Genomic DNA, 26487 nt, shown 5'->3' on the forward strand with positions numbered 1-26487 from the left:
GATTCATTGAATCTTATCCCCATTTATTCTAACATTTTTCATCTTGCAACTTTTCAAGAATGAGGTGTCCATTGTTCCATAAGGATCATGAGCATTGATGTCGTAAAATGCAAAAGAGCCAAGGTCATATTTATCTGAAGGTTTCAACTGGTAAAATCCTTTTTGACATGTAATATTGATATTTCTCATCTCTACATTTGAGATGTATGAACGTGGCATGTCTTTACGTTCCTTTAAATCAAAGAACTGTGTCCAAATTTTCGTCCTTATGCCGTATATTGTATTACCAGTACAGTTCTCAACTCTTACATATTCGTATCTTTGTGGCGTGTCTGGACGCATCTTGAACAATAAGATATTGCTTGTCTGATTGAAGTCGCAGCTTCTCATAATGATGTTTGTGGCATCATAACATTCACTACCAAAGGTTATACCACCTCCTGCTTTTGCGAATTTACAATATTGAACTATAATATTACGGCATGGACCATTAGTGGAATCTTTGTCAACATAAGTACCTTTACCACCTTTAAGGCATACTCCGTCATCGTTTACGTTTATGAAACAATTGTTTATCAGTACATTCTCACAGGCATCAATGTCAATTGCGTCTGTGCTGGGACCTTTGGGATAAGCATTTGTTTGTGAATATATATAGCAGCCTAGATATTTTACTTTATTACATTTATATATATGATTTGTCCAAAAACCAGAATTTATCATTCTAACACCACAGATTTTTACATCATACGAATTTGAGATATAAAGCATTCTTGGTCTTAATGCTTCCAGATTGGTACACTTTGGATTTACTTTTCTTCTTAACCAAAATTCGTCATAGTATTTTAGACCGTTTCCGTCGATAGTTCCTTTGCCTGAAATAGAAAAATCTCTCACCCCGTCAACGTTTATAAGTGCCGCAAAATAGTTTGTTGTCATTCCCTCAAGCCTAGTGCGTTTTATCTTGTAATTGGTTATGGCATCGCTACCTTTTAATTTTCCGTCGTTAGCGATATACAAGTTTGTGCCTTGTTTGAAGAATAAGGAACCCGTGAGATATGTTCCTGATGGGATGACAACCACACCACCACCTTCATTATGGCATTTGTCTATTACCGATTGAATTCTGCCAGTCTGTATAACCGAGGAGTCTTTAACCACTCCATAGTCTGTGATAACGTATTGTTTCCCTAATTTATTTATGTTTACTTGTGTCGTATCAGTAAACCAACTTGGTATAATAGAACCGTCAGGGAACTTTTCGTTTTGACTTTTACTATATGCAGTGACATGACATGCTGTAAATATAAAAATGAATGCAGTTAAGTATTTAATCATTTGTTTATTATTTGATTTGCATACAAAAATACATCCTTTCAAGGAACCTAAGATATGAAATTATACAATCATGATATAAAATCATTCATTATATGTCAAAACGATTAAGCTATTACTTCTGTAATGTAATTGCCATCACGCCTACTACGACATCATTTGACAATGTACGCAAAGTAAATGAACGCAACTTCTTTTCTTTATTCAAAGGCATCTTCAATATTTCTGCTGCCCCGTCTTTGATGAACTGTGGCTCTGCACTATCTGGATTACCATTAACCGATTTTTCAATATCTCCCACGGTGATAACTTTTCTTAGGTCGCGTGTTGCAATTCCTGAACCAAGATGTACTCGATATGGCTTAACGGGAGATGTCCAAAAAGCTAAATCGTCTAAATAATATTCTTGCTCTATAGGACACCAGTTAATTGGATTACGCAGAGCGAGTGTATCTTTTGTCCCATCTTGATAAGTAGCAACAATGATAGCATTGTCTATACGACTCTGCATATTGTTGGTGCTGCCTGCTAAAAGGAAGCAAGCATATTTCGCCTTACCTTTTGCCAAAATCACTACACTGTCTGGATAATTGTCCCATAATGATGTGTATATGATATTTTTACCAATTGCGTGAGAACGGAAGCTCACTCCTATGCCAGTATCATATTTGTCGTTAATGATTTTGGCGCGCAATCCGCTATCATTTATTTCGGCAGTACGTTTGGGTATGCACCATTGTCCAATGCCTTGTTTTGGAATTTCTAAGGTTGTATATGGAGAACGTGGTGATAGATATTCATTCTTATAGATGTCATCAACATTGGAATTGAAATACTTGTCAATGTTTAATGCTTGTGATTTTTCGACAGCTGATATATCATCAAGTCCCATTTTATGAATATATTCTTTAGTGTTAGCTTTCGCTTTGGATGAATCGGCATAGCTAGAACATATTCGACTTTCTATATTCGACATTTGTTTATCACGGTCGAATGTAAATGTCTGTACACTGTCTGAATTTCCTGTGATATCTACATAACGACCAGCATCAAGATTCATGCGCAGAATCAACTGCAAAGGGTGGGTGAAGTTCTGTGTAACCTCATAAACATCTTTAGAGCCTTCACGATGAAACTTATATGATAGATAAGGGGTATGTACAGAAGCACTGTCCCAACTTTCAGGGAATGATGGACGTATAATGCATTTTCCAAACAAAGCATCTGGTTTGATTCCGAATAATCCGCACACAATGGCACGTGAGGTAATGCCAATATTATCACCAAAATCACGATAAGCCTCACTGCGTGCTTTGTCTAGATAGCTGATTTGCCCGAAATTACCAGGGCTTCCCCCAAGGAACATCTCATCAAGTAAATCACTTTTTAGTAACTTGAAACCTTCTTCTTTTCTCCCTGCTTCGAAATAAGCCAGAGCCATATTTGCCACTTCTTCATGGGCTACATTATTCGTACTCCAATCATAGGGCATCCAGTCTGATGTGGATAGAGTGTACAAATTCTTTTCCACGGGAGGCATTAATGATTTATATTTCTCAGGAATAATATACTCTACAGGGATATGAGGAATACTGTTGTTTACATAGTTTGTGGCTTCATAAGCTTGTTCAGAGGAACATGCTCCACAGTCTATTGGTGTGTAGATACTCCAAAGAGCAGCACTTTCATGCAATCTTTTTAATCCCATTAAATCCTGAAATTCAGCCCAATGTCCTTTATCCTTTATCCAAAGGCGAGAGTTCATTGCTTTCAATATGGCGTCAGCTTCTTCATAATATGGCTTAGGGTCTTCACCTATTATAGATGCAATTCTTGCCATCAGTTTGTTAGCCCTGTAATTATATGCAGAAGAATGTGTCACGGCACCACTGTTATAATACAAAGCATCACTTGCCCATATACAACAATATGCATCATATAGATGGTCGCCGTCTGGGTCCCAATTACGTTTTTCCCACTCAATGTTTCGTTTCAAAACAGGCCATAAACGTTTCATCATTACCGTATCCGCATCATAAGAAAAATGCCATAACAATTCATCTATATAATTCAGATTCATATCGTAATGATTCATATTGTCGTTTCTATTTGGATAGCGGCAAATATAACCATTACTGTACATCTGCGTGCCCCATTTCTCTTCGCCTCTTGCCAAGTTGTTTGTCGAATCTTGCGAAGGGTGAGGGTATATAGGTTCTACATTCGTAACCTGACTTTTTGCGTAAGCATCGAAATGAGAGATAGCTCTGGCGTTCCATCCAAGTACATCACCAACATAAGCAGCACGCCAACCGCACAATGGCATGCGCCAACCGATACATCCGTGAAGCCATGTTGAATCATCCCATAAACCGTCTGCCGCCGCAGAAAGATTTGCACCAAGCGTATTGATGAAATCGTCAGGTGTGGAAAACTGGAGACCACTTGTAATGTCTTTCAATGCTTTTTCTTCTTTCTCAAAAAGAATACGCCCATATTTCTTAGCAATATTTTCCATTTTTCCAGGGTCTTCAAAGACTAAATAAGTCTCGCCAGAAGCATTCCATTCTAATGTTACAAGATCTTTTTCGTCAGGTGAAGCCTCATAACTGCTTCTTGGTTCCAATCCATAGTCACCTTCACGCATCATTTTCGTTTTGGCAGTCTGGCACATCTTAACCACTAGCTTAACCTTAGGAGAGAATCCCCTTGTTATGATTTGCCACAATGCTCCTTCACCAGATTGTGATGCCAAAGCTACTATTCTAACTTCTGCATCTCCCCAGGATTTATCTTTTACAATATACGAACGTCTGCCGCCACTATATCTGGACTCGCAATAACTAGTACTGTCTAATCTGAGAGCTTTACCTTCTATGACAATATAAAAACGGAAATTCTTACTTTTAGCCTTGTTGTACGAAGCGAAGATTGGACGGTCGCTGGTTTCAAGTCTATAAAGGGTATGTGTGCCATATAAGGCACGGGTGTATCTGTTGTTTCCATTAATACAGACAATATCTTTCCCGTTAGGATAATATTGAAAGGTTCTTGCTGGCTTTTTGTTTGATTCCTTTATGCCATTGTTGTCATTTGATGGTGAGGGTAATTTGTTACCTTCATCTTTACCAGACTTTGGGTTATTAAAGTCAATAATTGTATAATCATTGCTTTCATTAAAAACAAAGAAAGAATGTGCATTAACCTGTAATGAAAGACAAGCCAATAAGTAGAATAATATTTTTTTCATAGTTTGTAATAGGTCTTATTCGAGTTTACAAATTTACGAAATATAATTATTTTTGCAAAAAAATTAAACGTGTTTTTGTCTTTTCTCCCCAAAAAAGCTATTTGTATATATTTTATACATTCTTTTACTCTAGGCTGTTACACTATTTACGAGGATTTAATATAAACATTCAACGACTTTACATGCTTTTCTAGATAGCTTTTACTCGTAATAATTATGTAGACAATTACCTTTATTGATGAAATATATTGTACTCAAATACAGCGTATTTTCGATGTTTTAAACCTTTGAATATTATGTTTTTTTGAGTTTCTCCCTATTATTAATATGGAAATCCCTACTTACTAATATGGAAATTCCTCATGGCAATTATGTATTTGGCATTATCTTTGCATCATGTAAAAAATGCAATGAGAATGACATTGAACTAAGTTTGATGATTCTACACTCGCTTGCATTATGTAAATAAATAGGTTACCATAATTATTTCGAATATAAAGTATCAAAAGCAAAAGATTGACTCAGTAGATAAATTAGTTTGGGTAAAAAGATTAGGATAAAGTATTAGCAATATTAAGATATAAAAGAGTTATTAATAAAAATCAGGTAAAAGCTGGGCAGCCGGTTTCCGTGTGGAAATCGGCTGCCATCTTTTTATTTGTTAGTGTCTGAAGTATTTTCCTATCATAGGAAGTCTTGACAATGGGAAATCTTTCTTTACAATATATGCTCCGAAAATTAAAATTAAGACTGTGTTGACTGCTATTGCACCAGCATCAGGGATATAATTGTTTGAAAGGGTCATTCCTACATTTAGTATGATTGATAATACTAAATATTTCGCCATTTCGCCAAGCGGATAATTTATGCGGTACATCTTCTGTCCAACAAAATATGATATGAGCATAGAAGTACCATAACCTGTTATTCCCGACCATGCGCATGCCATATATCCAAAGCGTGGAACAAAGATAATGTTGCTGACTATGAGCACGACGCAGCCTATTCCAGAGAAGTAAGCTCCCCATATAGTCTTGTCAATAAGTTTATACCAGAATGACAGATTGAAATATATACCATACATCATCGTTCCTATCATAACAATAGGTACTACACGAAGTCCGTCCCAATAGTCCCTAGCAATGAGGTGTTTGAGAATATCCATATAACCAATTACAACGAGATATGCGAATAGTGTGAAGATAACAAAATACTTCATTACCTTTGCATAGGTCTCACGATTGTCGTTTTCTTTGGCTTTACCAAATACAAACGGTTCGTAGGCATATCTGAAAGCCTGGGTTATTAGTGCCATAATCATGGCAATTTTACTCGCAGCTCCATAAATACCAAGTTGCATGTTCATGTCTGAACCCTTGTATATATAAGGGAAGATAATTCTGTCAGCAGTCTGGTTTAATATTCCGGCTATACCAAGTATAAGAATAGGCCAACTGTAAGACATCATACGCTTCATTAAAGCTTTGTCGAATACATATTTGAAACCAGTGAATTCCTTGATGAAACAGAATGTAATTGAACCTGTACAGAATAAGTTGATATAGAAAGCATATCCAGCTCCGACTGTAGGATCATAAATTTTGCCGATAATATCAGGATGATTTTTGTATAGTGCAGGAAGAACAATATAGTAAAGAATATTGAGTCCAAAACTCATTACTATAAAGAGCAACTTCAATGTGGCAAACTTTATTGGGCGCTTCTTATATCTAAGGTATGCGAAGGGTATGCACTGGAATGAGTCAATTGCCACCGTTAGTCCCATTACCCAAACATATGATGGGTGATCACTATAGCCCATGAAACCTGAGATCTGTGGTAAGAATAGGAAAATGAGAGCGATGAAGAGTAATGACGTGAATCCTACAGCCATCAATATAGTAGAGTAAACTTTTTCAGGATTTTCATTTGGCTTGTTGGCATAGCGAAAAAATGTAGTTTCCATACCATAAGTGAGAATCACAAGCAGAAGTGCTGTGTAGGCATAAAGATTAGTAATAACACCATATCCACCACTTGCTGCTGAAAGTTTTGCCGTATAAATCGGCACAAGAAGATAAGTAAAGAAACGCCCTACGATACTTGACATCCCATAGATGGCGGTATCTTTAGCTAGCGATTTTAAATTTGCCATATAATTATTTTATTTTTTTCTTAATTTCCGAAGAATGTATAGGCTATGGCTATAGCTGCAAGTACTCCAGCTAAATCTGCAAGCAAACCGCAAGCTACGGCATGGCGTGTGTACTTTATGCTCACTGAGCCAAAGTAAACAGCTAGTATATAGAATGTGGTGTCGGTAGAACCTTGAAAAATACAACTTAGTCTACCCACAAAGGAATCAGGACCGTAATTTTTCATTGACTCAAGCATCAATCCTCGTGCTCCACTTCCTGATAGAGGTTTCATAAAGGCTGTTGGAAGTGCACCAACGAAATCGGTGTTAAGTCCAAATTGTTGCATGCACCATGAAATGCCATGGATAAGCATGTCCATTGCTCCGGAAGCACGGAATACACCAACTCCTACCAATATAGCTACTAGATATGGAATGATGCGTACTGCAGTCGTGAATCCTTCTTTAGCACCTTCGATGAAAGCGTCATAAACATTTATCTTCTTTATAAATCCAGCTACGATAAAAGTTAGAATTACGCTAAACAGAATAAGGTTTCCTGTTAAACCGGTAACTGTTGCCATGGTGTCCTTATCCATATTTCCGAATCCCCATATCACCAAACCAACAAAGGCACATAGACAAAATATAAAGGTGAGAAGTACGGGCTGAAAAAGATTTATCTTCTGCCATAAAGATGTAATGATGATACCCGTAAGAGTTGCAACTGTAGTTGCAAGTAGTATAGGTATGAAGACATCAGTTGGCGAAGCAGCACCGTAAGTGGCTCTGAAAGCTAGTATTGTTGTAGGTATTATGGTAAGTCCGCTCGTATTGAGCACAAGGAACATGATCATTGGATTGGTAGCTGTGTCTTTCTTTGGATTCAATTCCTGCATCTGACTCATCGCCTTTAGACCCGTAGGAGTGGCAGCATTGTCGAGTCCCAACATGTTAGAGGCTATATTCATAAAAATACTTCCCATTACAGGGTGATTCTTAGGAATATCAGGGAAAAGCTTTGTGAAAACAGGACTTAATGCTCTTGCCAAGACATTAACCATTCCGGCTTTTTCGCCAATCTTCATAATGCCTAACCATAATGAAAGCACACCGGTAAGACCGATTGATGTTTCAAATGCTGTCTTGGAGGAATCGAATGTCGAGTCTACCATTGCCTTGAAGATAGTGGTGTCTCCCATCATCAACTGTATTGCTCCAAAGATGAAAGCGATTACAAAGAATGCAATCCAAATATAATTCAATACCATAATGGGTGCAAAAATACTAATAATTTTCCAATCGTTGCAAATAAAATGTGAAAATAATGCATAACATATTTCTACATTATAATATAGAGCATTTTTATTATCTTTTCCCTTGATAGCTCGCCGGGATTACTTCCCGGAGCACCTTCTGGTACAGTCATACCCGCTTTAGAGTAGTAATCTTTCCAAAAAGTAGTGATTTCACCGCTTTTATTATGGAAACTCATCGGTATTGTGTGAAATAATAATCTACCATTGTGGTCTACAAATGATATCTGTACGAGTTCGCTGCAATAGATTGCGCTGTCGCCAGGTTCAAAATAAAAGTCGTATGGTCTGCCGATATATTTAAGTGTATTTTTAATGCTCTTAGAAATATCGATGGAATCGCTATTTATTCTACCTATAACAATCTGCTGATTACCATCATTACCTTTGTTGGCGTTGATGAAACTGTTGATAGGATTCATGCACACACCCTTGTGGATGGCTTCGATGGCATAAGAACCTTTTTTATCTTTATGGAATATTGCCACGTGATTTATGTCCATTTCATCGATGCCATGTGTGACATCAGTTATGGCACTAGGCTTCCCGCTAACACAAAACATTAAGTCTCCATCTCTTAGCAGCGAAGTGTTTGTGATGTGGCGTAATGTTATCTGTGAAAATCCCTGCGTCACCATTAAGGTGAGCAGGGAAATTATAAGAATTCTTCTCATTATATATTCATATTGATGCTGGCTCCAGCCATAATCCAGCAGCCCGGTTGCTTTAGATTGCCAAAATCACGGTAGCCTTTGCTGAAAAGATTGTTGCCATTTATGTATAAACTGTATTTAGGCATATCCCATGACAAGCGCGCATCTACAATCCCATAAGTGCCATACTTAGCATAGGTGTATTCCTTAGTTGTAGGATTTTGGCTTACTACATAAGAACCGTTACGATTCTGAAGACGATAGTTTATTCCTAGATTCAACTGCTTCCAGATATTCATCTGTAAGTTTGCCACAAATTTATTCCGAAGATATTCCAATACATATTGACTCACGATGCCTTCGTATTTCTTTTGGTCCTGATGAGCGTATGCATAAGCGATATTCAACTTCTTGAATATTCTTTGTTCAGTGATAAGCTTGAGTAGGTCGAAGTCCATGTTCGCTTCAACTCCGACAGAGTTTATCACTCCGAAATTAGTAGTGGTGAGAGTCTGAGTGTCTGCATTCTTGTCTACAATCCAGTCGATAAGGTTTTTCATGTGGTTATAGTATCCGCTTACACTGGCGTTTACATTCTGAGAATGGTATTTCACGCCAATCTCTGTGGCTGCAAGTTCCTCAGGTTTCAGTTCCTTGTTGGCATTGTAACCCTTTGAATTGTAGTATAAGTCTGTGAACGAAGGCATACGTAATGAAGTGTTGTAGCTGGCATAAACCTTCCAATTGTTGGTGACGTTATAACTTGCGTCAATGCTAGGATATACCTTCATGTTCATTTCAGCCCATGAATTCTTCACTGCTACAAGTCCGGCAGAGAGCGTAAAGCGTTTCAATAGGATGTTATGTTCAATAACAAACTGAATGTTAGTTCTGTTTAGTCCATGTGTATAGTCAATATCAGTGCCATGGATGTGGCGAGGCTCAGCGAGGAGTTCACCAAGGTTAGTACTAACGATGTCTTCGTTTCTGAGTTCTGCACCAATGGCTGTGCGTCCAGCAGTCCAGTCAAAATAACCGTTAAGGTTAACCCCATAAACATCTGTGCGGTGATAGTTAAATGGGTATGCATCTGCGTTGTCACGGAATAGTTCCCATTTATCCATGGTGCGATTCCAATAAATTGAAGGTCGCATGTGAATTTTACCGTATCTGTTTTCTGCCTGTATGGCTGTATAAGTCTTTAGGATACGTTCGTATTGTTCATCAGAATACGCGCTGTAGAAAGTGTTTGATCCAAATCCCTTTGTACTCATTCCTGCATGCCATTTCACCACAATATCATTATCATTGTAGTTACCCTGATAAAAAGCCTTCAAACCATCAAAGTCGGTGTTAAGGTTTCCTTTCTTACTACGGGTGTAGCCATCACTGCGGGTATAGTTGGCAGAAAATGAATTGTTCCAGTTCCCCTTAGCAATGTTAGCTCTAGTTCCTGCTGAAGAATACCCATAGCTTCCACCTTCCACATGTGCGGAAAGGCTGCTCAGAGAAGGAGTCTTTGTAACAATGTTGATTGCACCAAGTAGAGAAGAAGTGCCGTAGACACGTGCTGCCGGACCTTCAAGGATTTCAATACGCTCGATTTCACTTATGTCAACTGGGAAATCAAAGGCATTGTGTCCTGTCTGCGGATCGCAGATATTGATGCCGTTAAGGAGGATTGTGATTTGCTCGTCGTTGCCACCACGTAAGCTGATATCAGTCTGGGCACCAATCGGTCCCCTTTGTCTTACGTCTACGCCAACAGCGTATTTAAGCAAATCGTTAACACTTTGTACAGGAGCCGCCTGAATATCTTCGCGGCTCAGTACAGTTACCATTCTCGTCTGCTGGCTTCTGGTCAGCGGAGCTCTCGACCCGGTGACATTCACCTCATCGAGCACAACTTCCTTGCCGTTTTTGTAGAAAGAGGTGTCGATCTTGGCAACATCAGTGCTTAAGCCGTTGGCTCTCGCATTAGTGAGCGAAGCCACGCTAAGTGTGCCAACAATAACCTCCTTGCCCAAGCAAGAGAAGAGTGAGTAGCCCTTGTTACTGAAATGAGTAAACTTAAAGCTACTGCGCTTGTTGAAAATTGTTTTGTACATTAATTGTATCTTATTCACCTTGCTTTGTTGCAAGGCGAGTGCAAAGGTAATAAAAAACTGATAAAAAGAAATAAAAATGACAAATAACAGCTTTATTGCGACAAATGATTACGGCGTGATTTCATATTTTGAAATCACGCCGTAATATATAGTTTACCATTACATGAATGGCAACAAAACACATATTACTTTATATTTGTTTGTCGCTCTCTGATGAGTTTTATCTGTCTCTGAATATCGTTGTAGTGTATCTTGTTTATGCCAATAGCTTTTGCTGCTTGTAACCTAACATAAGTATCAACCTTGTCAAGATTCTGAGATGCATATAGGATAGCGTCGCTGTTGTAGTAGGCGTTATCGCTTTTTCGAGTCTTTTCGTCAGGATTCAGCAATGAATTAATACAGTCTATATAGCTTCGTTGCAGTGAACGGCGTGCATTGTTCTTGATGTTGTTTTCGTTGTTGATAGGTTTCCATACAGTAGAAAACAACTTGTTAAGATATGTATCCAGTTGTAGCGCATCCTTTGATGAGAATGAATCATCATATATAATATTCAGTATTCTCGCAGAGAGTGCTATTGTTATTAGTTTATCCTGTCGGTCCTTAATATCTTTCGCTACGTTTGTGCCGGTCTTGCTAACGATGTTTTCTGGATAAAGCCACATTGGAGCGTTAAAAATCTGACGGTCAAGATAATCGAGGACTTCCAATTCCTTTGATGCGGGAGCAATCTCTACTGGAGCTTTTCCCGGAAGGTTGTTAAGATAATGTCCACCAAGATTCTTCATCACATGGTTCATATAGCGACGGAATTGGTCACGTACGCTCTCATACATTTCCCCAAGGTCTTCATACTGATAATTGTCCTGATGAGTCCACTTAGGTAAGTTTGCCATTACTCGCTTAAGGTTTTTGATACCATATTCGCTGGCTTTCACGTTGTCGTCGCCAAGATCTTCAGATTGTGAGCGAGGATCTTCATCACGTCCTTCACCTGCAAACCATAGACGAGGATTATTTTTAAGAACTTCAGTCGTTTCCGTCATTAATCCCTTTTTCTCATCTATCTCATCCTTAAAATCAGGACGGTATTGATATCCCCATTTTATCGCCCACTTGTCGTAGTCGTTGATACGTGGAAAGAGTCCCTTTGGCGAAATGTTGTCTTCTGGCTGTGCTACATAGTTGAATCGTGCATAGTCCATGATAGATGCTGTGTGGCCATGAGCTTCAACCCAAGCCTTATTACGGAGGTTCTCTACAGGAGTGGCATTGCTAGCTCCCATATTGTGGCGTAAACCGAGAGTGTGTCCTACTTCATGACTTGATACAAAGCGTATGAGCTGTCCCATCAGTTCATCGTCGAAATGCATTGTCTGAGCGCGCTTGTCGAGCGGACCGCATTGTGTCATATACCACTTCGTGAGAAGATTCATCACGTTGTGATACCAACAGATGTGGCTCTCGATGATTTCTCCGCTTCGTGGGTCAATGATATGTGGACCGTATGCGTTCTCTATTTCTGCAGGAAGATATCTCAGTACGCAGAAACGAGCATCGTCTACACTCATATCTTTGTCTTTGGGCCATTCCTTTGCTACAATGGCATTTTTGAAGCCTGCAGCTTCGAATGCAACATTCCAATCGTCGATGCCTTGTATGAGATACGGTACCCATTTCTTTGGCGTTGCAGGGTCTATATAATATACAATTTGCTTAACAGGTTCAACAAGTTTCCCTTTAGCATAAGCTTTCTTGTCTTTTGGCACAAGGTTGTAGCGAGCAACAATCTGCTCACGGTCAGTCTTGTGCTGATTGTCATCAAAATAAGTGATACGAGTAGTGAAATATCCAACTCTTTCATCCCATAAACGTTTGCGCATCGGTTCACTAGGCAGAAGTACGATACTGGTGTTTAATCCTATCGTCACACTTCCTGTGAACGAAGCTGGAGGAAACGCCTTGCGTACAGAAGCTTCTTCACTGCTAGAGTCAATACCTCCCGTTGCAGCAGAGTAAGTGCGTGTAGATGCAATTTCTACATTTATAGGAAATACCTTCATGGTATCTATAAACGTACGGTCACTCTGTAATCCGCTTACACCATAAGTACGTGAGTTGTTTTTTGGAATACTTACGACATCATTGTCTTTAAGGAATAAATTTGTCACATCAATAAGATACATGTGCTTATCCTTGTTCTTGCCAATAATCTTAAACGAAGCCACGATAGGATCGGTTGTTGAGGCCTTGAGAGTTTTTGATATGTTTGTATCTTCTCCTGCGAACTGACTAAGTACGTAAGCTCTTAAAAGTAGAGTAGCGTCGTCTCTTTTTTCAAAGTAAAGAGTATTCTCGTTGACTTCCTCACCGCTGAATTTGCCCAATCCTTGAGGTACTGCTGTAAGTCTTGTTACAGCAAGCAGATATCTTCCTATAATAGAGTCAGGTACTTCAAAATACCATTTATCTTCAATGTGTCTGACAGTAAACAGACCTTTCTTAACAGTTCCGCCTTTCTTTATGAGTTCATCATATTCATTTTTCTTTTCAGGCTTCTTTCCATCATCTTTTTTCTTTTTCTTCAGGTCCTTATTGTCATCTTGTGACTGAGTATGGACATCCTGCTTTGTTGAGTCAGCCATTACAGTATTAGCTGCATACCCACTAGTACTAAGTATGAATGTGCAGATGCTGATTGCTAATTTTGCCTTAATGTTCATATTACTTGTTATTTTATTTAAATATATTCAATCAAATCTCTGAAATCGTCAATGATATAATCGGCTCCGGCATCTAAGAGCTCCTTTCTGCTTCCATTACCGTAGGTTACACCGCAGGTAAATGTTCCTGCATTTCTGCCCATTAATATATCAAACTTGGTGTCACCAACAACAATTGTTCTGGTAGAGTCTTCACCAAGATGACTAAGAGTCTTTAATACAGGTTCTGGATCTGGTTTAGCTTTTTTAGTATCGTCAGCACCTAGTACGTACGTGATATACTCTTCTAATTCAAGTTCTTTTACGAAATTTTCCAAAGAATGGTGGCTTCTGCTACTTGCAATCGTAATGGTGTGCCCCTTTTCGTGTAATTTCTTAAGAGTTTCTATAACTCCTGGAAATGGCGTTACTGCTCCTGGAATATTGTTCTCGTTAAATATACGACGGTATATCTCTGTACACTTTTGCCCCATTTCATCGGTCATAGGGATGATGCTTGTGAAACATTCTGTTAAAGGAAGCCCAATTGTTTTTGCACATTCCTCTGGTGAGCGATATTCAAGTCCTAACTCTGCAATAGTCTGCATCATAGTCTTGGTTATGATGTTGTATGAGTCACCAAGAGTACCATCAAAATCAAGAATTACGGTTTTAATACTTTTGTTCACGTTGCGTTTTTATAAATTAATGTTGAAATACTAATGATAGTTTGTTGCGAAGGTAGTATAAATAATTGTAAAACAAGCATTATAATGTAAAATAAGATATTGTCACATATCCATACCAATTTCTTTTACTTTCTGTTCAAACTCATCTCTGTTGCACAGTGCCTTGTTCTTTATTCTTGCTCTGTAGTTATATATTGAGTTTGGCGAATAGCGTAGGAATTCGGCAATTCGTGAGCTTTCTTCTATACCCAACCTTATTAAAGCAAATATGCGCAAGTCTGTTGTAAGTTGCGTTTTTGATGGTGGAGTTATGCGATTCTGTGGCTGAAGAAGAAGATTGAAGTCGGTAACGAAATTAGGAAAAATGTTAAGAAACACGGAGTCGAAATTGTCGAAAAGTTCTTTTATCTCATCTTGCTTTAGTTGGTCAGAACTTGTCATCTTCATCAAATCAGACATCTGGTTAGCCTTTATTTTACGGTTTATCTTTATTCTATAATTGTCGATTTTATCGATATATTCAGAACATGCACTTAAAAATTTTCCGATGTACTCATCTTTCAGTCGATTAGTCTCGCTGAGCTTAGTGTTTAATGATGATAGTTCTTCATTCTTTCCGCTTAGTTTGGAGTTTAGACTCTCTAGTTTCCTGTTTATGGTCTTTAGTTCGTTTCTTGCTCTTGAAAGTTGTCTTTTCTTGTGACATACATATATATATGAAGCCAATAAAAATACGGAAAGGAGACTCACCGCAACAATAAGGCTTTTAAGCTGATAGTTGGCTTTTCTGAGATTAGTCTTGTATGTGTCGCTTATCACTCCCAATACTGGAGATATAAGCCAACTTCGTAGATGTGTATTATATCTCTGTGTACAGTTCCAAGAATATTCTACATATCTATTTGAACGTTCCAAGTTACCCTCTCTGCTCAGCATATTTGCTAGGCTCCATAATGAGGCCTGGTCCATAACTGCATTTCGAATGTCGCAAATAGCAGATACTGCTAACCAATATTTGCAGAGTTCGATATTATGCATTCCTTTATAGATCTCTGACCTGAAGAAAGCCATATTGGCATAGTCGTGGGTATTCGGCTTTACTTGTCTCATCCACTTGTCGCACTCTTTCATAGCTTCACTGTATTTATTGTCTGTAGTGAGTTCTGATACCTTGCGCCATAGATATATGTTTGAGTTTGGAGAAGCCTTTTTGTATAGTGAATCACGAAAAATGCCAGATAGTCTAAAACAACGATCTTTAAGTTTTGAATCTTTGGAATAACATCCCATTTCACCATACAAGTGGTTGCAGCAAGCATAGTAGTCAATAAGTTGTTGTCCTTTCAGTTTATTGCCATTTATATATTTAAGATATTCTAAAGCTTCATTGTAAAAGCCTGTTGCTGCGTATTGATGAGTGAGGGCTATATAATCGTTTACAAGCAATTTAGATTGTTTGTTTTTTGATGCTATATCTATACAATAGTTAAGATAATGAATAGCAGAGTCATTCATATATGCCTGATACTCCTTAAAAAGATTCCATGAAAGTCGATGACGGTCCAACATTGCGGAAGTCCTTGCGAGTTTAGCTTTGATTTCGTCAATACGTTGCTCTCTCTGATTTATATACTTCTCTGATTTTGTGATCTCTTTGTCAAGACAATCATATAAAGAATCTAGGTTTATTCTTTGTGCTTGTGTGCATAAAGAAATAGATAACAGTATTAGCGTTTGTATTAATCTGTATTTCATGAGTTTTGATTTAATATTTAAGGGCAAAGATAGATATAAAAATGATAAAATAAAAATTAATAAGTTTTATTTCATGTAATAACCTCTATATAATCACGGATAAAATCTATATCAAAACGTTGCTGATTTTTTATCTAAATATCTGAATATCAATATTTTGTATTTTTAATAATAAAGTAAAAGTCCACATTTTATGCTTTGCGCCATGTCTATATATTTAAAAAGAAGCTAACTTTGCCATCGACAAGTGAGATACTTGCCTTGAATCTAAACAATTATTATTAACTTTAGTTTAAGTAATGAAAGCAAACAACAATTTATTAACGATGAAAAGATTATCAATTCTGTTCTTCGTGTTGCTTTTGTCTGTATCGGCTTTTTCACAAAAAGTGAGTATATCAGGCGAAGTAATCGATAAACAGAATGAGCCTGTCATTGGTGCCACAGTAAAGGAACATGGTACAACAAATGGTGTTGTTACCGATGTTGATGGCAAGTTTTCTATTCAAGTAGGAAAGAATGCTGTGTTTGATATTTCCTATGTTGGATATAAGACAAAAAGTGTTAAGGCAACTCAAGGAATGAAGATCGTGCTTGAAGATGAGACAAATCTTCTTGAAGAAGTTGTCGCTATTGGTTATGGATCTGTGAAACGTAAAGATGTGACAACCGCTGTTTCTACTGTTTCTACAGAAGATTTGGATACACGTCCAATCGTGTCAGCCGCAGAAGGAATGCAGGGTAAAGCTGCTGGATTGCAGATAAGTCAGGCTAGCGGTCAACCAGGAGCAAGTCCAACGGTACGTGTTCGTGGAACTACTTCTTTAAACGGTTCAAACTCTCCTTTATATGTTGTTGATGGTGTTCCATTGACAAGTATTGATTTCCTTTCTGCTGATGATATCGCAGATATGCAGGTATTGAAAGATGCATCAAGTGCAGCTATATATGGAAGCCGTGCTGCTAACGGTGTTATCATTATCAATACCAAACAGGGAAAAAATGGTGTAGCTAAGATTTCATTTAATGCCCACTATGCATGGAATAAAGTTTGTGATCATGATAAGGTACTGAATACATGGGAATATAAAGATTTGATGAATGATATTGGAACTGTCAAACTTCCTGATGGATTAACTGATCATACAGATTGGGCTAACGAGGTATATCGCACGGGTAATGTGCAAGATTATCAGTTGTCTGTAACAAATGGTAATGATAAATTGAGATATTATGTTTCCGGAGGCTACGTCGGAGAGAACGGTGTGTTGAAAATGTCTAATTTTAAACGTTATAATTTCAGAGCTTCAGTAGAAAATGAAATCAAAAGTTGGTTGAAATTTAATGGAAACATTGCTTATTCAGATTATACATATCTTGGAACAGATATAACAACAGGTGCTGGCGCTAATCGTGGTGGTGTAATTCCGGCTATAGTAAACACACCTACTTATGCTCCTGTATGGGATCCAGATCATCCAGGACAGTATTATAATAATTTCTATGGCGTTAATATCACTAGTCCTTCAGAGAATCTTGCACGTTCAAAAGATGATAAGAGCCGCTATGACAAGATGCTAGCAACAGGAAAAATAACTGTTACTCCTATTAAGGAACTTAACTTCACAAGTACGCTAACCTTTGATCGTGAAAATGGAAATACTTTTAATTTCCTTGATCCTCATGAAATACAGTATGGACGTGATACTTATGGAACAGGATATGATGAAAGATATTCTACAACCGTATTTGTTTGGGATAATGTGCTGAATTGGAATAAACAGTTTGGTAAACATCATTTTGATGCCATGGCTGGTAGTTCTTACACTCAGAGTAAATATAGTCATAGTTACATCAGTGGAAGCAATTATGCCGACTCAGATATAAAGACCCTTAATGCTGCAAACAAGATATCTTGGACAGGAACAGGAACCAGTGCTTCTGAATGGGCTATACTATCTTATTTTGCACGTTTACAGTACAATTGGGGTGATACTTATATGTTCACAGCTAATATGCGTGCCGACGGAAGTTCAAAACTTGCACCAGGACACAGATGGGGAGTATTCCCTTCTTTCTCTGGAGCATGGAGAATCTCTAATGAGAAGTTTATGAAGAACATTAAATGGATTGATGATTTGAAACTTCGTGGTGGCTGGGGACAGACTGGTAATCAAAGTGGACTCGGAGATTACAGCTATCTTGCTGAATATAGTATAAACCGTATTCAATGGTTTGGTGAAGGATATGATGCAAATGCTCTACCTACACGATCACAGACAACTCTGTCAAATCCAGAGCTGACATGGGAAACTACAAACCAGACAGATATTGGTCTTGATCTTACAGTGCTTGGTGGTCGTCTGACATTCTATGCTGACTACTATTATAAACTTACTAAAGACATGCTTATGACAATTACTTTGCCAGCAGGAAGTGCAGCTGCACGTGACCTGCGGTATAATGGCGGAGAAATAGAAAATAAGGGTTTTGAGTTCAGTGTAAGTTCAAAGAATCTTGTAGGCAAATTAAAGTGGAATACAGATTTTAATATTTCATTTAACCGAAATAAACTCAAGAAGCTTATGCTTACTCAGGTTTATTACTCTGCAAACACTACAGATTATGTGAATCAGCCTGTGGTACGTAATATGCCAGGTAAACCTCTAGGTACATTCTGGGGATATATCTCAGACGGTGTGAATCCAGAAACTGGTGAACTTAAATATCGCGATGTAAACCACGATGGTGTAATCTCAGCAAGCGACCGTACTGATATCGGTGATCCTAATCCAGACTTTACTTTTGGTATGACAAACACATTATCGTATAAAGGATTTAACCTAAGTGTTCTTTTACAGGGATCTTATGGAAATGACATCTATAATGTGTCAAGAATGGAAACTGAAGGAATGTATGATGGTAAGAATCAGACAACAAAGGTACTGGAAAGATGGCGCGTACCTGGACAGATTACTAGTGTGCCAAAAGCAAAGTTCCAGATGTTTAATTCTACATATTTCATTGAAGATGGAAGCTATCTTCGTGTAAAGGATATCTCATTGTCATACGATGTGCCAAAGTATATCATCTCAAAGTTTGGTATCTCTCGTCTGCAACCTTATATCTCTGCAACTAATTTGATTACTTTCACAAATTATTCAGGTAATGACCCTGAGGTAAATCAATATGGAAACAGTGGATCTGTACAGGGTATAGACTGGGGAACCTATCCAATGAGTAAATCATTTGTCGTAGGACTTAAACTAGAATTCTAAATAGTGCACCAATATGAAATCAATATATAAATCAATAATAATAGGTGTTTCGGCATTATCTTTGACAGCTTGTTCATTAGATTATGATCCGATTTCTACGCCAACAGAGTTGACACAGGGGACGTCGTCTGATACAGCGACTGCGGTACTCAAAGATCGTCAAGCTGCAATAGATCAGCGTACCAATTTGTATGAACTCCTTAAAAATCGTCAGGAACATTGGCATCTTGATTATCTGCTTGTAGGCGACAGTCATACCGATAATGCGTATGCAGGTACTACCGGTGCGGAGGTTGAACCTTATGAAACAAACTCTATAGATGCCAGTAACTCTGTGCTGGGACGTGACTGGTCACGCTATCTTGAAGATGTTGCTAAGGCAAATGTGCTTATCAATGGACTTGAAGAACTTAAGACAAAAGGATTGGTAAGTGATAATGAATATCATCAGTGGAAGGCAGAAGGAGAACTGTTTCGTGCTTTGGTGATGTTTAATATGGCACGTTTGTGGGGATCATTCCCAATAATAACTAAAGTAGCAAAGACGATTACTGCCGAAAATGTAGGAGAAGTTTATCCAACATATTTCCCTCCACGCTCTACCGACAAGGAGTGTTATCAGCAAATAATCAGCGACCTAAGTGATGCAGAACAATATGCTCCGGATTTTAATTCTGCCGACAGAACAGTGTTGAGTAAGGTCGTAGCTCAGGCAATGTTTGCAAAGGTATATGCAGAAAAGCCTGTACAAGACTATTCAAAGGTGATAGAATATGCTGATAAAGTGCGCGGTGTTGCAGGTATGGCACTTGAACCTGATTTTTCTACACTCTGGGGATATGATGCAGATAAAAAAGACTGCGTGAAACGTAATACCAGTGAAGGTATTCTTGAAGTACATTGGACAACTGGTAATGCAAACTGGGAGAGCTGGATGTATGGTCGTAGTCTTGAGAATTATGATTATTACTTCTCTTGGGCTAAATGGATAACTCCGTCACGTGACTTGATAAAAGATTTTGAGAGCGAGAATGATACTACGCGTATGAATCAAACAATAGTTTACTATGCATGTAAATGGAGTAACTATTATCCAGCAAGTAGATATCCGTTTATGTATAAATATCGTTCAGGCTACAACAATCAATATAAGTTGAGGCTTGCCGATATTATACTTCTTGAAGCGGAAGCTTATGCATATAAGGGAGACAATACGAAGAGTGCTGATCTTGTGAACTTAATTCGTAACAGGGCAAAACTACCAAACCTTACAGCCGATAAAACAGCTACAAAGGAAGCTATGATTGAGGCTGTGCTGCATGAACGCCGTCTTGAACTTGCCCTTGAGGGAGAAAGATGGTATGACCTGTGTAGAAATAATAAGGTTGAGGAATATTTGAATGGTCTAAACAACCGTGACTCAGGACGTTTGTTACAGAGAAAGCAATATGATGCCAACTCTTATCTTTTGCCAATACCTCAAAGTGCTCTTGACGAGAATACGAATCTACAACAGAACCCTGGTTATTAATATTTACAACAATGAAAAATAATAGAACTATGATATTATCAATGGCAAGTGCGTTGCTTATTTCCTTGTCAGCGTGTGGCAACATGGAAACTATAGATAACACTCCTAATCCTAATGTGGTAGAAGAAAATCTGTCAGGAAATCTGGCTACGCTCTATACAACAACTGCAAATGGCAGCGCGACACTAAAGAAGACATACAGTCAGGTGGCTTCAACAGTAAACATGGCGCCTACTACAATTCAGGTTGATCCAACAAAGACTTATCAATCTATGGATGGATTTGGTTTCGCCATTACATATTCCACATGTTATAATCTGATGAAGATGGATGCCGCTTCTCGTGAGAAATTCCTCAAACAAACTTATTCCACAAGTGAAGGATATGGTGTGAGCTATGCTCGTATATCTATAGGATGCAATGATTTCTCAAGCACAGAATATTCTTTGTGTGAAACAAAGGGACTAGAGAACTTTGCACTTCATAAGGATGAAACATCTTATGTGATACCTGTCCTTAAAGAGATACTTGCAATAAACCCAAATCTAAAGATTATTGCGTCACCATGGACTTGTCCTAAATGGATGAAAGTATCTGATATTAATACTAAGGCTGCTTTTGATTCATGGACAGACGGACATCTTAATCCAGACTTCCGTAAGGATTATGCACAGTATTTCGTGAAGTTTGTCAATGCAATGAAAGATAATGGTATAAGCATTTATGCTGTAAGTCCGCAAAACGAACCTCTTAATCGTGCCAACTGTGCATCTCTTTATATGCCTTGGGAAGAAGAGGCTGCGTTCGTGAAAGAACTAGCTTCTGCATTCAAGCAGAATAATATCAATACAAAGATATACGTTTACGATCATAACTATAATTATGACAACGGCGGAGATCAGCAAAATTATCCAATAAAAGTATATAATGCTTTAGGACAGAATTATGATGGTTCCGAACTTGTCGTAGGTGCAGCCTTCCATGATTATGGAGGTTCAAACACAGAACTTACAAATGTTCATAACAAGGCTACAGACAAAGATTTGATTTTCTCAGAAAGTAGTATCGGTACGTGGAATGACGGACGCAATCTTTCAAAACGTCTTGTAGAAGATATGAAGAATATAACCCTTGGAACTGTAAATCAATGGTGCAAGGCTGTACTTGTGTGGAACCTTATGCTTGACGAAAAGATGGGACCTAACCTTGATGGAGGTTGCCAGACATGTTATGGTGCAGTTGACATATATAACAACTATACTACAGTGAAATATAATTCTCATTATTATGTGATCTCACAAATGTCATCTGTCGTACGTCCTGGCGCTGTCCGTATCGGCACAGCTTCACGTAGCGTATCTGATAAAGATATAATCTATTCAGCATTCCTTAATCCTGATGGAAGCAAAGCATTGGTTGTGCTCAATTCAGGAGATAGCGATATTACTGCAACTATTAGTGACGGAGGTGAAAACTTCAAAGCGGTAGTTCCGGCACAGGGAGTTGTGTCATGTTCATGGAAATAAATACGTGTCAATATGAAATTAATTAAATATCTATCAGCAGCTTTATTGCTGTTGCCGTTTTTATCATCATGTCATGATAATGACTATGATAATATTGTAGCATCAGGAAATCCTGTTATAAAGGCTTCTGTTCCTACTAGTGCCATGATGGGAGATTCTATTGATGTTGTAGTAAACTGCAGCGATACTGAAGGACAAGCTCTGTCTACGCTTAAGGCTGAAGTGTGCTTTAGTGACGAGGTAGTTGAACACACCACTATTCGTACGGCAAAAGAAGGTGAATATAAAGTTCGTTTATTTGTGCCTTATCTTCAATATATTCCAAATGGAAAAGCTGTTGTTCGCCTTACATTACAGAATGTAACAACAAAGTCAACAGTTGAAAATGTGAATTTAGACGTTACCAGACCTCATCTTGTAGGAATGCATTTTATCACTTCTGATAAAGTGATATACGATATGGTTGAAGGTGCTGATTTTACTTATTCTACAACTGTTCTTGCAAGCGTAAACGCTTTTAAGGGACATTTTGAAACGGCTGATGGAAAGTTCGTGTTTGGATCTGCTGATGGTGGAGTGAAGTTAGGAACAAATGGACTTATTGGTTTTCAAACAGTAAATTTAGGAGATGTAAATGTGACATTCAACACCCGTGATTATACGTTTAGTCCTTTTGAAAAACTGCCTATTCAACCTTTGGAATTCATAAACGCTGATAAACAGAATGTTTATACAGGTGTACTTACTCAAGGTAAACTGTATAGTTTTATTGGTGATAATGCTCTTGCTTTAGATAGTTGGTTCTATGATACCGACTTCTTTACCAAGAATTCTGATGGAACGTATACGTTTAATGCCCTTACCGGAACGTATAATATCAAAGCTGCTTTTGACCGCAAAGGTTTCAGTATTTATGCAATGAATGGAAGTAATCCCGCAACGATGAATCCTGATGGAACTGGCGCTATTTGGATTCTTGGTGATGCAATATTCGGTAAGCCCGATTTCACACAAGCACAAGGTTGGTGGACTGGTACTGATTATTCACTATGTATGTCGCCAATTGCTCCAAAGATTTATCAGTTGACCTTAACAGTAGGAAAACAGTTGAAAGCTGGCAGCGACGTTAACTTTAAGTTCTTTGGTCAACCCGGTTGGGGTATTGAGTTCAAGGCCGCAGGCGATTATGCAATTTCAACATCCAATCCTTGGTTTAGGGTTAATCAAAGTGATGGCAATATTCGTCTAAATGATGGGGTGTCTATACATGATGGTGAAACATATGTGTTTAATGTAGATTGCACTAAGGGTGTTAATGCTGCTGTATTGACTGTAACAAAGAAGTAGATTATAAACCAAATTATTATATAAGTGAAAAGAACGATTATATTATCAATATCGGTATTACTGGCTCTGGGCTTAAAAGCGCAGAAGCCAGTATATCTGGATGAGTCTAAACCCTTGGAAATGCGTGTCGAAGATGCGTTATCCCGTATGACTCTAAACGAGAAGATAGCGGTTATTCATGCTCAAAGCAAGTTCTCTGCTGCAGGAGTGAAGCGACTTGGATTTTCTGATTTCTGGACAGATGACGGTCCTCATGGAGTTCGCCCTGATGTACTTTGGGATGAATGGGAACAAGCTGGACAGACAAATGATTCTTGCGTTGCTTTCCCTGCTCTTACATGCCTTGCAGCTACATGGAATCCATCTTTAGCTAATCTATATGGGCATAGTCTCGGAGAAGAGGCTTTGTATCGCGGAAAAGATATGATTCTAGGTCCTGGTGTGAATATATATCGTACACCGCTGGGGGGAAGAAACTTTGAGTATCTTGGTGAGGACCCATATCTGTCTTCACGTATGGTTGTGCCGTATATCCGTGGATTGCAAAATATGGGCGTTGCTGCATGCGTGAAACACTATGCCCTTAACAATGATGAGGAGAATCGTCATCAAGTGAATGTTATTGTGGATGATCGTACTCTTCATGAAATATACCTTCCGGCTTTTAAAGCAGCTGTCACCGAAGGTGGAGCATGGGGCATTATGGGTGCTTATAATCTTTATCATAATCAGCACAACTGTCATAACGAGATTTTATTGAATAAAATTCTGAAACATGATTGGAAGTTTGATGGCGTAGTTGTTTCTGACTGGGGCGGAACTCATAATACAGATGAGGCTGTAATGAATGGTCTTGATATGGAATTTGGAACTGGTACTGACGGATTGCGTGCAGGAACAAAGAATGCCTATGAAAACTATTATATGGCTTATCCATATCTTATGGGTATTCGTGAAGGCAAGTATTCTGAAAAAGAACTTAACGACAAGGTGCGCAGAGTATTGAGGTTATATTATCGTACGACAATGAATCGTAACCGTCCTAACGGTTTTCTGTGTTCTGAAGCTCATTATGCTGCTGCAAGAAAAATTGGCGATGAAGGTGTTGTACTTTTGAAGAATGATAAAAATGTGTTGCCAGTTGACACTCTTTCGACACATAATATCCTTGTAGTGGGAGAGAATGCTATAAAGATGATGACCGTTGGTGGAGGCTCATCTTCATTAAAGGCTCAAAAAGAGATTTCTCCTTTGCAGGGCTTGCGAGAGGCTCTTTCATGCCACAATATCAAAGTGGATTATGAACGTGGCTATGTTGGTGATGTAACAGGTTCTTATAATGGTGTAACAACTGGTCAAGATCTTAATGATAAGCGCTCTGCAACTAAGCTCATTGAAGACGCCGTAGCAAAGGCTCGTAAAGCTGATTACGTAATATTATTCGGTGGCTTGAATAAGAGCGATTATCAGGATTGCGAAGGTCACGACCGAAAGGAGTATGGCTTGCCTTATGGACAGGATAAACTTGTCGAGGCACTTGCAAAGGCTAACAAAAGGCTTGTATTCGTGAATATATCAGGAAATGCAGTTGCAATGCCTTGGAAGAATAAGGTTAATACCATATTGCAAGGATGGTTTGTTGGTTCTGAATCAGGTGAAGTGCTTGCAGATATTATAACAGGCAAAGCAAATCCTTCAGGAAAATTGCCTTTTACTTGGGCTGCATCTCTTAATGATGTACCTGCTCATAGACTTAATTCATATCCAGGGAAATGGCGTGCCGATCATAAGATAATTGATGAGGAATATAAAGAAGGCCTTTATGTAGGTTATAGAGGCGTAGATAAATTCATGACAAAGCCATTGTTTGCTTTTGGACATGGATTGAGCTATACATCTTTCAAGATTACTAATCTTCGTGCAGACAAGCAAGAGATGACACGTGATGGAAAGATTACATTCACTGTTAATGTAAAGAATACTGGAAAGCGTGAAGGTTCAGAGGTTGTACAGTTATATATAAATGATGTAAAGTCATCATTGCCACGTCCGTATAAGGAACTTAAAGGCTTTGCAAAAGTATCGTTGAATCCAGGAGAGTCAAAGGATGTTTCAATAACTATAGATAATTCATCGCTTAGTTATTATGATGATAATAAATCAGAATGGGTTTCAGAATCAGGAGCTTTCAAAGCGCTGATTGGAAATTCATCAGACAATATTATTCGCGAAATAGGTTTTGTTTTGAGGTAAAATCTGTTATTAGGTTAGAGTATCAGATTGTTTTTTAGCTGCATCATTATATATGGTGCAGCTTTTTTTGTTTAATTTCAACTTTTTTGAACGTTGTGTAATCTTGTGTAGCAATTTATTTGGATTAGTCAGTACGAAATTCTACTTTTGCAGTGTCATGACAAACAAAAATAATGATAACTAAACAAACAATTTATGATTATGAAAAGATTATTTTTTGCTATAATGCTGGTTATAACATCATTTACTACTGCCAGTGCACAGAATAAAGCCGACGATAATTCTGGAAAAGTTTATGAAATGGTAGAAGTTATGCCTGAATACCCAGGTGGAACAGCTAAACTGATGGAGTACCTTTGCGCAAATGTGAGATATCCGGTTCAAGCTCAAAAGAGTAAAATAGAAGGTCGAAGTGTTATCGGATTTGTTGTTGAGGAGGATGGATCAATATCCAATGTAAGTGTAACAAAGGGGTCACATCCATTACTTGATAGCGAGGCTATAAGGGTTGTGAAGGAAATGCCTAAATGGAAACCTGGTTTGATAAAAGGGAATCCGGTACGTGTGAAATTCAATTTACCAGTATATTTCAAGTTGAATTAGA

Annotated in this window: 15 protein-coding genes; 6 read left to right on the forward strand and 9 right to left on the reverse strand. The window is 38.2% G+C overall.

Annotation, left to right across the window (positions count from 1 at the left end):
* Positions 1-3: 3 nt before the first annotated feature.
* From B045_RS0103180 to B045_RS15585, 9 genes are all read right to left on the reverse strand, one after another.
* Positions 4-1338: a glycoside hydrolase family 28 protein gene (locus tag B045_RS0103180; RefSeq protein WP_018462827.1), complete on the reverse strand. Its 1335-nt coding sequence runs from the start codon at positions 1336-1338 to the stop codon at positions 4-6.
* A 112-nt stretch (positions 1339-1450) separates the two neighbouring features.
* Positions 1451-4585, reverse strand: a complete 3135-nt coding sequence (locus tag B045_RS0103185; protein ID WP_018462828.1) for a DUF4450 domain-containing protein — start codon at positions 4583-4585, stop codon at positions 1451-1453.
* Positions 4586-5246: 661 nt separating this feature from the next.
* A complete protein-coding gene (locus B045_RS0103190) occupies positions 5247-6740 on the reverse strand; it encodes a lipopolysaccharide biosynthesis protein (RefSeq protein ID WP_025882789.1) in 1494 nt (497 codons plus the stop codon).
* A 20-nt stretch (positions 6741-6760) separates the two neighbouring features.
* Complete coding sequence (locus B045_RS0103195; protein ID WP_018462830.1) at positions 6761-7993, reverse strand: nucleoside recognition domain-containing protein; 1233 nt, start codon at positions 7991-7993, stop codon at positions 6761-6763.
* A gap of 71 nt (positions 7994-8064) precedes the next feature.
* On the reverse strand, positions 8065-8712 hold the full coding sequence (locus B045_RS0103200; protein WP_025882790.1) for a YiiX/YebB-like N1pC/P60 family cysteine hydrolase: 648 nt from the start codon (positions 8710-8712) through the stop codon (positions 8065-8067).
* Positions 8712-10799 carry a TonB-dependent receptor plug domain-containing protein gene (locus B045_RS0103205; RefSeq protein WP_018462832.1) on the reverse strand — a complete coding sequence of 696 codons (2088 nt, stop codon included), beginning with the start codon at positions 10797-10799 and terminating at the stop codon, positions 8712-8714. Before B045_RS0103205 ends, B045_RS0103200 begins: the two co-directional genes overlap by 1 nt.
* Positions 10800-10984: 185 nt before the next feature.
* Entirely contained in the window at positions 10985-13525 is a 2541-nt protein-coding gene (locus B045_RS0103210) for a zinc-dependent metalloprotease (RefSeq protein WP_018462833.1), read from the reverse strand.
* A gap of 17 nt (positions 13526-13542) precedes the next feature.
* Positions 13543-14193 (reverse strand): HAD family hydrolase, encoded by a 651-nt coding sequence (locus tag B045_RS0103215; protein WP_018462834.1) that lies wholly within the window; start codon positions 14191-14193, stop codon positions 13543-13545.
* Positions 14194-14295: 102 nt separating this feature from the next.
* A complete protein-coding gene (locus tag B045_RS15585; protein WP_018462835.1) occupies positions 14296-15948 on the reverse strand; it encodes a DUF6377 domain-containing protein in 1653 nt (550 codons plus the stop codon).
* A gap of 299 nt (positions 15949-16247) precedes the next feature.
* Between B045_RS15585 and B045_RS0103230 the strand changes: the two genes are divergently transcribed.
* The 6 genes from B045_RS0103230 (at position 16248) to B045_RS0103255 (ending at position 26486) form a co-directional block, all read left to right on the forward strand.
* Complete coding sequence (locus B045_RS0103230; protein ID WP_018462836.1) at positions 16248-19226, forward strand: SusC/RagA family TonB-linked outer membrane protein; 2979 nt, start codon at positions 16248-16250, stop codon at positions 19224-19226.
* A 13-nt stretch (positions 19227-19239) separates the two neighbouring features.
* Positions 19240-20757 (forward strand): RagB/SusD family nutrient uptake outer membrane protein, encoded by a 1518-nt coding sequence (locus tag B045_RS0103235; RefSeq protein ID WP_018462837.1) that lies wholly within the window; start codon positions 19240-19242, stop codon positions 20755-20757.
* 11 nt (positions 20758-20768) lie between these two features.
* Positions 20769-22283, forward strand: a complete 1515-nt coding sequence (locus B045_RS0103240; protein ID WP_026234317.1) for a glycoside hydrolase family 30 protein — start codon at positions 20769-20771, stop codon at positions 22281-22283.
* A 12-nt stretch (positions 22284-22295) separates the two neighbouring features.
* Complete coding sequence (locus B045_RS0103245; RefSeq protein ID WP_018462839.1) at positions 22296-23630, forward strand: DUF5121 domain-containing protein; 1335 nt, start codon at positions 22296-22298, stop codon at positions 23628-23630.
* Between the two features lie 147 nt (positions 23631-23777).
* A complete protein-coding gene (locus B045_RS0103250; RefSeq protein ID WP_018462840.1) occupies positions 23778-25883 on the forward strand; it encodes a glycoside hydrolase family 3 C-terminal domain-containing protein in 2106 nt (701 codons plus the stop codon).
* Positions 25884-26084: 201 nt separating this feature from the next.
* Entirely contained in the window at positions 26085-26486 is a 402-nt protein-coding gene (locus B045_RS0103255; RefSeq protein WP_025882792.1) for an energy transducer TonB, read from the forward strand.
* The last annotated feature ends 1 nt before the right edge of the window (position 26487 follow it).

The organism is Segatella paludivivens DSM 17968 = JCM 13650 (assembly GCF_000373185.1).
Lineage (GTDB): Bacteria > Bacteroidota > Bacteroidia > Bacteroidales > Bacteroidaceae > Prevotella > Prevotella paludivivens.